General features: G+C 72.6%; 9 protein-coding genes. 2 read left to right on the plus strand and 7 right to left on the minus strand.

What is annotated here, in order from left to right; translation table 11 throughout:
- Positions 1 to 221 precede the first annotated feature (221 nt).
- Positions 222 to 1,046 carry a hypothetical protein gene (locus KUM49_RS03320; protein ID WP_217235132.1) on the plus strand — a complete coding sequence of 275 codons (825 nt, stop codon included), beginning with the start codon at positions 222 to 224 and terminating at the stop codon, positions 1,044 to 1,046.
- Between the two features lie 16 nt (positions 1,047 to 1,062).
- Here KUM49_RS03320 and KUM49_RS03325 read toward each other — a convergent pair whose 3' ends face one another.
- A complete protein-coding gene (locus KUM49_RS03325) occupies positions 1,063 to 2,844 on the minus strand; it encodes a DUF6350 family protein (RefSeq protein ID WP_217235133.1) in 1,782 nt (593 codons plus the stop codon).
- A gap of 96 nt (positions 2,845 to 2,940) precedes the next feature.
- On the opposite strand from KUM49_RS03325, the gene KUM49_RS03330 reads away from it, so the two are divergent.
- A complete protein-coding gene (locus tag KUM49_RS03330; protein WP_217235134.1) occupies positions 2,941 to 4,071 on the plus strand; it encodes a helix-turn-helix domain-containing protein in 1,131 nt (376 codons plus the stop codon).
- Positions 4,072 to 4,159: 88 nt separating this feature from the next.
- Here the strand turns inward: KUM49_RS03330 and sucD are convergent, their stop codons facing one another.
- From sucD to KUM49_RS03360, 6 genes are all read right to left on the minus strand, one after another.
- Entirely contained in the window at positions 4,160 to 5,044 is an 885-nt protein-coding gene (gene sucD, locus KUM49_RS03335) for a succinate--CoA ligase subunit alpha (protein WP_217235135.1), read from the minus strand.
- A 21-nt stretch (positions 5,045 to 5,065) separates the two neighbouring features.
- Positions 5,066 to 6,244: an ADP-forming succinate--CoA ligase subunit beta gene (gene sucC / locus KUM49_RS03340; protein ID WP_217235136.1), complete on the minus strand. Its 1,179-nt coding sequence runs from the start codon at positions 6,242 to 6,244 to the stop codon at positions 5,066 to 5,068.
- A gap of 445 nt (positions 6,245 to 6,689) precedes the next feature.
- Positions 6,690 to 8,789 (minus strand): hypothetical protein, encoded by a 2,100-nt coding sequence (locus KUM49_RS03345; protein WP_217235137.1) that lies wholly within the window; start codon positions 8,787 to 8,789, stop codon positions 6,690 to 6,692.
- A 288-nt stretch (positions 8,790 to 9,077) separates the two neighbouring features.
- Positions 9,078 to 10,046, minus strand: coding sequence for a hypothetical protein (locus KUM49_RS49700; RefSeq protein WP_217235138.1), 969 nt, complete (start codon positions 10,044 to 10,046; stop codon positions 9,078 to 9,080).
- 209 nt (positions 10,047 to 10,255) lie between these two features.
- Positions 10,256 to 11,419 carry a VWA domain-containing protein gene (locus tag KUM49_RS03355; protein ID WP_217235139.1) on the minus strand — a complete coding sequence of 388 codons (1,164 nt, stop codon included), beginning with the start codon at positions 11,417 to 11,419 and terminating at the stop codon, positions 10,256 to 10,258.
- Entirely contained in the window at positions 11,416 to 11,727 is a 312-nt protein-coding gene (locus tag KUM49_RS03360; protein WP_217235140.1) for a hypothetical protein, read from the minus strand. The genes KUM49_RS03355 and KUM49_RS03360 overlap by 4 nt, the downstream gene beginning before the upstream one ends.
- Positions 11,728 to 11,732: the final 5 nt, after the last annotated feature.

An 11,732-nucleotide genomic window follows, 5' to 3' on the forward strand; every position in this document is an offset into this window, starting at 1 on the left:
GTCGTACGAATGCTTCGCGCCCCGGGATACGGGGAAGTCTACGAAGCGGCCGACCGTCAGCAACGATACCGGCACAGCGGGCGGCCCCCACGGGACGGGGGCGTGGCCGGAAGGTAGCGTCTGCGAGGAGCGGGCTCGGGAACGCGGTGGTAGTGCGGTGCGTTCTCCACGTGACAGCTCAGGACAGACAGCCGTATCACCTAGGGGAAGACGCTCACTTGATGCCGGACCGCAGTCTGCGACTCCTTACGCTCCCCCCGCAGTCATCGCTGGGAGGGGAGCGCAGCGGCGTGCTTCTGCGGGAGCGCCCCACCTCACCGCCCGACGCTCACGCCCCCGATTCGAATCCGGGGTCGAAGCCGGATTCAGCCCCCGATTCCACTCCGGCCTCGGACGACAACCCGTTCGCACCGCCGCCGGAGGGCACGCCGGACCGGCCCTGGCAGCCACGCCGGCACCCGACGGGCGGTGAGACCGGCGAAGGCGGCCAGGGGTCCGACGCACCGAGCGGTGACGGTGGCAGAGCCCCCTGGGGCAGCCAGTGGAGCAACCAGCAGCCCGGCCGCTCCCCCGACGGCTTCGGCAGTCGCCCGGGTACCGGTCCCGAGAAACCGAACGGCGGCGGGCAGGGCCCGGGCCTGCGCTGGGACCCGAAAGACCCCTCCCAGCGGCGCGCGCGGTATGCCCTCCTGAGCGGCATGTGGGCCTTCTTCTTCGCACTGTTCAGCTGGCCCTACGTGGCACTGATGCTCGGTGCGCTGGCCCTGTACTGGGGCATCAGCGCCCTGCGCGCCAAGCCCCCCGCCGCCCCCGACCCCAACATCCCGGCGCACGCGCAGAGCGGCCGCCCGCAGCGGACCGCCGCGGTGAGCGGCCTGGTCACGGCGTCCCTGGCCATCGCCCTGGTCGCCGCCGGCTTCACCATGAAGCTGGTCTACGACGACTACTACACCTGCACGAACGACGCCCTCACGAACGAGGCGGCGCAGTCCTGCGCCGACCTTCTGCCGAAGGAGCTGCGGGGGGTGCTGGGGGCGAACAGCTGACAGCGGGTTCTCGATGTCAGAGTGCGTCGGGCGAGACCGGTGGTTCCGGCTCGGCGGACGCCTCCTTGAGCGCCGCCCAGCGTGCCTCCCGCGCCACGTCGTCGTCGTGCCACAGCGGGTGCGCGGCCTCGGTGGGCAGGAAGTCGTACGGCTCGAAGGTGCTGTCGTCGTCCATCGGCGCCTCCCAGGGCTTCGGTGCTTTCGAGGCCTTCGCCGCGTCCGAGGGGTTCAGTACGTCCGAGGCCTTCGCTGCGTTCGAGGCGTTCGGTGCGTGCGAGGCGTTCAGTGCATGAGAGGCCTTCGGTGTCTTCGACCTCTCCGGTAGGCCCGCGGTCCCCGGTACGCCCGCGGCTTTCGATTCCTCCACGCGCGGCTTCCCGATCGTGGCGCCGCGCTCCCCGCGTCCACTCACGACCCGCGCCGGACGCTCCCGGCACCGCCACGCCCGCAGCGTCAGCGCGGTGGGAACCCCCAGCGCCGAGGTCCAGGCCAGGGCCGCCGGCCCCGTCTGCCACCACACCGGTCCGAAGCGGGCCAGCGCACCAACGCCGAGCGGTCCGCCCGCGAGTGCCGTGAGGACGGCGAGCAGGACCGCGCACAGTACGGCCGCCAGCCCGGCGGTCCCCGCGGTCCGGCCCCGCGACCAGGCCCGCGTCACCGGTCCGCCTGCCGCGTCCGCGTCGCCAGCGGCGACCCGCCCCACGAACCACCCCACCGTGAGCCCGGCCGCCACCGGTACCACCCCGGCCGCCCAGTTCAGCGGCGTTCCCGGGCCCGGGTCCGGTACCGCCGCCAGCAGGGGAAACGGCGGGAGCAGGGGCGCGGGGGCGGACGCGAGCGGGGTCACGGCGTGGCCGACGCCGAGGGCGAAGCCGGGGCCGAGGGCGTACGACCCCGCCCACACCACCGCGTTCGGGACCAGGGCGAGGCAGAGCAGCAGGACCGCGAACCGGCCCGACCATCCCCCCGTGAGCTGGAGCAACGACTCCCGGGCGGCCCCGACGTGCCACACCAGCGACGCGGCCAGCAGCAGCGCCCCGCCCCCGACGAGCACCGCCGTGCCCGCACCCGCGGCGCGCGCGGCCGTGCCGAGGCAAACCCGGGCATCCGCGCCGACGACGAGCCGTCGTAGGCCCGCCGGCAGCAGGATCAGCGCGTTGTCCAGCTCCGCGCGCGGGCGGCCGTACGCCGTCCACACCCCCGTGCCCGCCGCCACCGTCACGACCAGCGGCACCCACACGCCCGTCCACGCCCACGACGGACGCAGGCCGCCACCCGTCATCTGGAACGCGGCGACGGCGCCGACGGCGAGGTAGCCGAGAACGACGCCCGCGCAGGCCGTCCGTCCCGAGACAGGCGTTCGTACCGGGACAGACGTCCGTACCGGGACGGCGATCCACGCCGGGGTGGCCGTCGGCTCGTCGTCCTCCTCGCCCCCGTCGGTCGCGTCCCGGGCCGCCCGGTGCACCAGCCAGAGCGGCAGCGCGAGGAGGAGGAGCGGGATCACGCCGACGGGTGCGGCGACGCCGGTGAGCGTGTCGGTGCGGAGCAGTTCGACGCCGTGGGCCAGCAGCCACAGCGCCACGGCGACGTGCAGCGCGCCGCCGGGCCCGCTGTCGGGGTAGGGCGAGCTGATCCACAGCACCATGACGAGGACGGTGAACGACCCGAGCCCCAGCCCGGCCGCGATCGCACCCCCCAGGAATCCGGCGGCCAGTCCGGGTGACCGGTCGCGCCACCGGGTGAGCAGGGACGAGAACGGCGGTCGGCGTGCGGGCATCTGGATCACGACCGTCATGCTCCCAACGACACGCGCTTTCTCGTCGTAACAGGCGAACCTCCGAAGTGTCGCTCAATATACTTTTATGTACTTTTTCGTACGAAGGGGCGCCCGGTGACGCAGAGTCCTGCAACCCAGCTCCCCCCGCCGAAAGAGCGCCGACGCCTGCGCGAGGCAGGGTCGCTGACGCAGGCTCAGGCCGCGGCCCGGATGGGCGTCAGGCTTGAGACGCTGCGGGCGTGGGAGAAGGGCCGTACGGCACCGCAGGGCCGCCGGAGGCGGGAGGCGTACGCGCGCCTGCTGGCAGAGCTGGCGACCGGCGCCGCCGAGCCCCCCGTACGAACGGAAGCCCTCCCGGCGCCCGAGCCACGACCGGAACCAGGCCCCGCGCCGACTCCAGGAGGGCCGCCCCCCGCGCCGATGCCCGAACCGGACGTCACCGCACCTCCCCTGACCCCCGCTCAGGCCTTCGACGCCCTGTACGCCTTCTGCGCCCCCGCCCTGGTCCGGCAGGCCTATCTGCTCACCGGGCGGCGGGAACTCGCGCGCGAGTCGGTCGAGCGGGCCTTTCAACTCGCCTGGCAGCACTGGCCGGAGGTGGCGGTCGACCGGGACCCGGCCGGCTGGGTACGGGCCACGGCGTACGAGTACGCCCTCTCCCCCTGGCACCGCTTCCGCCCGCGCTACCGGCACCCCGAGGCGCCGCCCGCCGACGCGTCCGACCGTGCGCTGATGGACGTACTCCTGCAACTCCCGCCGCCGTACCGCCGCACGCTTCTGCTGTACGACGGTGTCGGCCTCGACCTGCCGGAGACGGCGGCGGAGGCGGAGGCGAGCACGCCGGCGACCGCTAACCGGCTGCTGTACGCGCGCCAGGCGGTCGCCGAGCGGCTCCCTGAGCTGTCCGACCCCGCGGAACTGAACCGGCGGCTGGCCGAACTGGCCTCCACCGAGCGGCTGCGGGCCGCCAAGCCGCCGACGGTACGGACGGGCAGCGAACGCCGGGCCCGGTTCTGGACGCGGGCCGCCATCGCCTTCACGGTCGCGCTGATCGGGACGACCGCGCTGACCGCACGGACGGCGCCCATGCGGTACGAGCCGCCGGTGGCGCCGGGCGAGACCGTGCGGGGAGTGCCGCCGCGGGTGGCGCCAGGCTCCTTGTCGGAGGCGGAGGAGGAGCTGCGGGAGCGGTTGCGCGAGGCGACGGTGAGCGGGCCGATGCGGCTGGTGCCGCAAGGACGCTGAGCACAGCGAGAAGGGCCCGCATCCTCAGTGAGGATGCGGGCCCTTCTCGCTGTGCGGTGTGGTGCCTGGTTCAGCCGGTGAGCAATGCTCAGTGGCCGAGAATGGCGCGCGCCAGCTTCGCCGTCTCGGTCGGCGTCTTGCCGACCTTGACACCGGCGGCCTCGAGGGCCTCCTTCTTGGCGGCGGCCGTACCGGAGGAGCCGGAGACGATGGCGCCGGCGTGGCCCATGGTCTTGCCCTCGGGCGCGGTGAAGCCCGCGACGTAACCGACGACCGGCTTCGTCACGTTCTTCGCGATGAAGTCCGCCGCACGCTCCTCGGCGTCGCCGCCGATCTCGCCGATCATGACGATCAGGTCGGTGTCGGGGTCGGCCTCGAACGCGGCGAGCGCGTCGATGTGCGTCGTACCGATGACCGGGTCGCCACCGATGCCGACGGCGGACGAGAAGCCGATGTCACGCAGCTCGTACATCATCTGGTAGGTCAGCGTGCCGGACTTCGAGACCAGGCCGATGCGGCCCGGCTTCGTGATGTCGCCCGGGATGATGCCGGCGTTGGACTGGCCCGGGGTGATGAGACCGGGGCAGTTCGGGCCGATGATCCGCGTCTTGTTGCCCTTCGACACGGCGTACGCGTAGAACGCGGCCGAGTCGTGGACCGCGATGCCCTCGGTGATGACGACCGCGAGGGGGATCTCGGCGTCGATCGCCTCGACGACGGCGGCCTTGGAGAAGGCCGGCGGCACGAAGAGGACGGACACGTTCGCGCCCGTCTTCTCGATCGCCTCGGCGACCGTGCCGAAGACCGGGATCTCCGTGCCGTCGATGTCGACGGACGTGCCCGCCTTGCGGGGGTTCACGCCACCGACGATGTTGGTGCCGTCCGCGAGCATGAGCTTGGTGTGCTTCATGCCCGTGGCACCGGTCATGCCCTGGACGATGACCTTTGAGTCCTTGTTGAGGAAGATAGCCATGGCTGTGTCTGTCCCTCTTCCTTACTTCGCAGCCGCGAGCTCGGCGGCCTTGTCGGCCGCGCCGTCCATGGTGTCCACGCGCTGCACGAGCGGGTGGTTGGCGTCGGAGAGGATCTTGCGACCCAGCTCGGCGTTGTTGCCGTCGAGGCGGACGACGAGGGGCTTGGTGACTTCCTCGCCCTTGTCCTTGAGCAGCTGCAGCGCCTGCACGATGCCGTTGGCGACCTCGTCGCAGGCGGTGATGCCGCCGAAGACGTTGACGAAGACGGACTTGACGTCCGGGTCGCCGAGGATGATCTCCAGGCCGTTCGCCATGACCGCGGCGGAGGCGCCGCCGCCGATGTCGAGGAAGTTGGCGGGCTTGACGCCGCCGTGGGCCTCACCGGCGTACGCGACGACGTCCAGGGTGCTCATGACGAGACCCGCGCCGTTGCCGATGATGCCGACCTCACCGTCGAGCTTGACGTAGTTGAGGTTCTTCTCCTTGGCGGCGGCCTCGAGCGGGTTGGCCGCGTCCTTGTCGGCGAGAGCCTCGTGGTCCGGCTGGCGGAACTCGGCGTTCTCGTCCAGGGAGACCTTGCCGTCCAGGGCGATGACGTCACCGGAGGCGACCTTCGCCAGCGGGTTGACCTCGACGAGGAGCGCGTCCTCGGCGATGAAGGTCTTCCACAGGGTGACGAGGACGCCTGCCACCTTGTCGGCGACCTCGGCCGGGAACTTCGCGGCCGCGACGATCTCGCGGGCCTTCTCGGGGGTCACACCCTCGTTGGCGTCGATCGGCGTCTTCGCGACGGCGTCGGGGCGGTTGGCCGCCACCTCCTCGATCTCCATGCCGCCCTCGACGGAGGCGATGGAGAGGAAGGTGCGGTTGGTGCGGTCCAGGAGGAAGGAGACGTAGTACTCCTCCAGGATCTCCGGGGCCGTCTCGGCGATCATCACCTTGTGGACCGTGTGGCCCTTGATGTCCATGCCGAGGATGTCCGTCGCACGGGCGACGGCCTCGTCCGGGCTGGCGGCGAGCTTCACGCCGCCGGCCTTGCCACGGCCGCCGACCTTCACCTGGGCCTTGACGACGGACTTGCCACCAAGACGCTCAGTGGCTGCGCGGGCCGCCTCAGGCGTGTCGATGACTTCACCGGCCAGCACCGGTACATCGTGCTTGGCGAAGAGGTCCCTCGCCTGGTACTCGAACAGGTCCACGCGCTTCCGTCCCTATCAGTGATCTCGCGGTTCGTTGTCTGCGTGGGCGTGCCGCGAGGGCAACGTGACGTCCGCCGTCTGTCAGTCACAAGGGAGGCGCACACGGTGTCCGAGCGCGCGGCATGTCCGTCTCGCAGGTTATCCCTGCTTGCCGGAGGCCTCTAAATCGCGGGTCACACCTGAGCGGTGATACCTGTCACATGATGCCGTGCTCACCGGCACGGCGTGCCGTGTGTGAGGGCCTCACCGGGCTGGGGTCGACCCGGTGAGGCCCCTTGAACAGCCCCTAAGGGGCGCAGGGCGGATGATCCCCACCCCAATGGGGACCATCCCTCCCCGTCCACGAGGTTCCGGCCGGACGAACCGACGGCTTTCGGCCGTCCGGGTCCTGCGGCCTCATGGAGTCAGGTGGTCGGCAGTCGGCCGGACCGTCGTACGGCCGGACTCAGACGCCGTACGTGCTGCCGCGGTGCAGGTTCTGTGCGGCCTGCGTGTGCTGTGCGGCGTGCGCCTCCTGTCCGTCCCGGAGGTTCTGTGCGGCCGTGTTCTGTACGCCCCGCAGGTAACCCGGGGTGACCGACCGGGCGACGCCATCGGCGCCGGTGACGGCGTGGCCCGTGAGCGGTCCGGCGGTGGCCCGGACGGTCCCGGTCAGGTCCTCCGCGAACGGGGCGACCTGGCCTGCGACGCCGGACGCGAACGGGGCGACCTCGCCGGCGACGCCGGACGCGAAGGGCTGGACGTCCTGCGTGACGCCGTACCCCAGCGTGGTGGCGCTGCCGCCGACGCCCTGCACGACGGGCCGCACGGTCTCCACGAGGGTGTCGACGACCGGCTGCACGGCACCGGTGACCCCCTGCGCGAACGGCGGCACCTGGCCGGCGACGCCGTGGCCCAGCTCGCTCGCGTGTCCGGTCACACCATGCGCGAGCGGCGGTACGTCACCGGCGACGCCGTACGCGAAGGACTGGACGTCCTGCGTGACGCCGTACGGCACCGCGGTCGCGTCCCTGACGGCCTGCCCGGCGACGGGCAGCACGCCGTGCACGGCCGTGTGCGCGACCGGCGGCAGTACGGCGTCCGTCGTGCCGTCGGCGACCTGGCCGACGAGGCCGGTGGCGTAGGGCGGCACGTCCGTGGCGACGCCGTTCACGACCCACTGGGCATCGCCGACCGTGGCCGCGGCGTACTGAGGCACGTCGGAGACGACCCCGCCGACGACCGGCCGCACGCCCTGCACCACACCCGCGGCGACCGGCTGCACGCCCCGCACGAGGCCCGCGGCGACCGGCTGCACGCCCCGAACGGCGCCGCCCGCGACGGGCTGGACGTCGGCCACCACCCCGTACGCCAGTGCGGACGCGGCGTCGACGGTGTGTCCGGCGGTCTGCTCGACCCCGGCCACGGTGCCACCCACGACCGGAGTCACGCCGTTCACGGTGTCGCTGACGACGGGGTGCACGCCGTCCAGCGTGTCGGTGACGACCGGATGCACCCCGTCGACCGCGTGACCGGCGACGGGTACGACACCCACGACAGCGTGCTCCGCACTCGGCACGACACCTGCCACCGCCTGCCCGGCGACCGGCAGGACCCCGCCGACGGCGGCGCTCGCCACGGGCGGGACGACCGCTGCCGCCGTCTGCTGGACGACCGGGGTGACTGTGCCGGGGATGCCCGTGACCGTGCCGGTGAGGTGGCTCGGGACGGAGGAGACGGTGGCCTCGGCGGCGCCCGTCACGGCGGTGGTCCGGCCCTGGACGGTGGTGGCCGCACCCGCGCCCCGGGTCTCGACGCCCACGACCGTGGTCCGCGCCGCGTCGGTCACGCCCGCCGCCGTGCGGCCCGCGCCGGCGACGGTGTGCCGCGCCTTCGTCCGTACGACGCCCTCGACGCCCTGCGCCTGGGAACGGGCCGCGGACTGGACGCCCTGCAGCCTCGTCTGGGCTGCGGCCAGCGCCTGCTCCAGCTCGGGAGCGAAGGCGGTGAGGGGGCCGAAGAGGTAGTCGATCTCGCTCTGAGGCGCACTCGGAGCGCTCGGTGTGCTCGGAACACCCTGAGCACTCGCGTCGGAGACGGTGGAGCGGGCCGCGGTGACGCTCTCGTCGGCGGTGACGGTCGCCGTGGCCGTGGCGGCCTGCGCCGCACGGGCCGCCTGCGCGCCCTGGATGGCCGCGGCACCCCTCACGTGGGACACCTTCGGGGCGGTGACTTTCGCGTCGACGTACCGGCGGGCCTGGTCCACGGCATCGGTGGACGCGGTGTTCGTGGCCGTGCCGGCGGCCGTGGCACCGGAGACGGTGTCCTGCACGCCGGAGACGACACCGTCGACCGTGCCGGTGACGGTGTCGGTGACCGTGCCGAGGGTGTCAGTGAGGCCAGTCGGCGCGTCGGTCGTCGCGTCGGCGGTGGCGTCTGCGGTGGCGTCCGGCGCGGAGAGGGCGGACGCGGGCAGTTCGTCAGCGCTCGCCACGGCGGAACCGAGCGCCCACGCGCCGGTGACGCCGGCGGCTATGACGATGGAACGGCGGATGTTCTTGTTCATGCGTACGTCAGATCCTTAGATCCTCGGGAGTTCCGAAGCACACGGGGAGAGCTCCTTCGAAGGGCTCTCAGGGCCCTCAGGGCCTCGGGACTTGGGCAGGCTTGGGGACAAGTTGGGCGCCGTCTCCGGCCGCGGTCCGGGAGTCTCCATGAGGGAGAAGTCCCTGAGGGACCGCGGAATTCGGTGAGGCTCCGGGGGCTCCATCCGGAGACCGGAGGGGCGTCCGGACGGTCGGGCAGACCTGTTCCGCCCCCGCGCGGCAGGTCTACAGCGGGGGGAAGGCCTGCCCTAGCCGGGGAATACGGGGATGTCCCGGTGCCTGTCCCGGGTACCGTCCGCCGCGGCGCGCGCGGCCACGCCGGCCACGAGTCGCAGCGGTGCCCGGTTGTCGCCGGTGACGGCATGCGCGTCACCGTGCCGCGGCGTGCCGTTGTCGACCGCCGACTTGCCGCTCAGCACGCCGCCCGCGTCACCGGGGGGCGTGTGACGCTCGGGGCCCTGCCCGGCGGGCTCGGCCGGATGCGCTGCCTTGTGCGCCACCCCGCCGGTCACGACGCCACCGGCGGCGAACCGAGGTCCGTACGTCAGATGCGTTGCCGTCGCCGCGGCGGTACGCCCCTCCGGCCCCTGCTCCTTGACCGCCGGCGGTACGACCGATGTGCCCGACCCCGGCGCGAGAGTGTCCGGCGCCGGCCAGGCCTGCCCAGGCTGCGCGGGCGAACCGGGCAGGCCTGGCAGTCCAGGAAGACCGGGCGGTTCAGGGAGACCGGGCGGTTCGAAGTCATGCGGCGGGCTCGGCAGCGCAGGCAGCGACGGGGACGCGGGGAACGACGGCAGCTTCGCCTCCGCCTCGGCCAGCCCCGCGGCTACGGTGCCCACGAGGCGATCGACCGGCTCCGTGACGCGAGCTTCCACGCTCCGGGCGACGTGACGGACCGCCGGCCGGACGACGTGATCGTCGGCCGCGGGCGCACCTGTCGTCACCGACCGCGCGCCTTGCGAACCCTCGGCGGAGGCCGTGTCGGCGACGGAGGCCGTAGGACTCGAACCAGCGGAGGTCGTCGGCATCGCGGAATTCGTCGGCGTCACGGAACCCGTGGACGTCGCCGACGGCACCCCGTCCGCCGCATGCGCCTGCGCCCCGCAGAGGAACCCGAGCGCGAGCAGCCCGCCCACCAGCACGGCCACTTGCAGCGCACGCCGTCCGGCCGCCGTACGCATCACGCGCAGGGCGGCACCGGAAAGAACGGCTGACAAGGGCAAGAGGGGGGAGGTTCCTCCCGTGCGGAACAAGCGGAGCGCAGCGCACCGCTGACGGGCGCGTTGATCCTCGCACGGCACTCCCGAGGTTGCGCAAGCCCCCCGTTACCGATGCGTAGTCATGTCCGGTTTGCCGCCCCGAGTCGTCCGGCAATGCAGGTCAATGGGTCGACAAATCGCCGACGAGTCACCACGCCTCCGGCCCCTCACGCACTCTCCGGTATCGGCAACGGCCGCTTCTCGATCGCCGCCGCCATCACCTCCGGAAAGAGGTCCGGCGTACAGGCGAAGGCCGGTGCCCCCAGCCCGGCGAGCGCGGCCGCGTGCTCCCGGTCGTACGCGGGCGCCCCCTCGTCCGACAGAGCCAGCAACGTCACGAACTGCACCCCCGACGCCTTCATCGCCGCGACCCGCTTGAGCATCTCGTTCCGTATGCCCCCTTCATAGAGGTCGCTGATCAGCACGACCACCGTCTCCGCGGGACGCGTGATCTGCGACTGGCAGTACGCCAGCGCCCGGTTGATGTCGGTGCCGCCGCCGAGCTGGGTGCCGAACAGGACGTCGACCGGGTCGTCCAGCTGGTCGGTGAGGTCGACGACCGCCGTGTCGAAGACGACGAGCCGCGTGCTGATCGACCGCATGGACGCCAGCACCGCCCCGAACACCGACGCGTAGACGACGGACGCCGCCATCGACCCCGACTGGTCGATGCAGAGGATGACTTCCTTCTTCACGGACCGGGACGCCCGCCCGTACCCGATGAGCCGCTCCGGCACGATCGTCCGGTACTCCGGCAGGTAGTGCTTGAGGTTGGCCGCGATCGTGCGGTTCCAGTCGATGTCGTGGTGGCGGGGCCGGTTGATCCGGGCGCTCCGGTCGAGCGCACCGGTGAGGGTGGCCCGGGTGCGGCTGGCCACTCGCTTCTCCAGGTCCTCGACGACCTTGCGCACGACCGCCCGTGCCGTCTCCTTGGTGGTCTCCGGCATCGCCTTGTTGAGGGAGAGGAGCGTGCCGACGAGGTGCACGTCGGCCTCCACCGCCTCCAGCATCTCCGGTTCCAGCAGCAGCGCGGACAGCCCGAGCCGGTCGATGGCGTCGCGCTGCATGATCTGTACGACGGAGGAGGGGAAGTAGGTCCGGATGTCCCCGAGCCAGCGCGCCACGGCCGGCGCCGACGCCCCGAGCCCCGCCGAACGGTCCCGCCCCGTCGGCCCCTTGTCCGCCTTGCCGTAGAGCGCGGCCAGCGCCCCGTCCATGGCGGCGTCCGGCCCGGACAGCGCGCATCCGGTGCCGTCGGCCGCGTCGCCGCCGAGGACGAGCCGCCAGCGCCGCAGCCGCTCCTGGGCCGGGTCGATCAGCTCCGCCGTCATCGCGCCACTCCTCCGCGCTCGCAGGTCACCCGTTCTTCCACCGACCCGTTCGTCATCCGCGCACCCCCACACGAACCCACACGAAGCCGTTCCCAGAGCGGAACCACCGGCACGGTCGTCGTCGGCCCGTCCGCCGCCCCGCACCCGTGCCCGGCCCGGACCGTCGCCACCGACATGGCGGCTACGGCCAACACCTCGCCCGGCTTCATCGGCTCGCTCAGCCGGTCGGCCGTCACGTCCGCCGCAGCGGTCACAGCCGTCGTGCTCGCCGCGTCGGCCGTAGCCGTCATGGCCTTCGTGCTCGCCATGGCCG

Origin of the sequence: Streptomyces sp. AC555_RSS877, from assembly GCF_019049245.1 — a bacterium.
In the GTDB taxonomy this organism is placed as follows: Bacteria; Actinomycetota; Actinomycetes; order Streptomycetales; family Streptomycetaceae; genus Streptomyces.

Coding starts and splice junctions, on each gene's coding strand:
- KUM49_RS03320 (WP_217235132.1), top strand. CDS start 222: ATGCCGGACCGCAGTCTGCGACTCCTTACGCTCCCCCCGCAGTCATCG.
- KUM49_RS03325 (WP_217235133.1), bottom strand. CDS start 2,844: ATGACGGTCGTGATCCAGATGCCCGCACGCCGACCGCCGTTCTCGTCC.
- sucD (WP_217235135.1), bottom strand. CDS start 5,044: ATGGCTATCTTCCTCAACAAGGACTCAAAGGTCATCGTCCAGGGCATG.
- KUM49_RS03345 (WP_217235137.1), bottom strand. CDS start 8,789: ATGAACAAGAACATCCGCCGTTCCATCGTCATAGCCGCCGGCGTCACC.
- KUM49_RS03355 (WP_217235139.1), bottom strand. CDS start 11,419: ATGACGGCGGAGCTGATCGACCCGGCCCAGGAGCGGCTGCGGCGCTGG.
- KUM49_RS03360 (WP_217235140.1), bottom strand. CDS start 11,727: ATGGCGAGCACGAAGGCCATGACGGCTACGGCCGACGCGGCGAGCACG.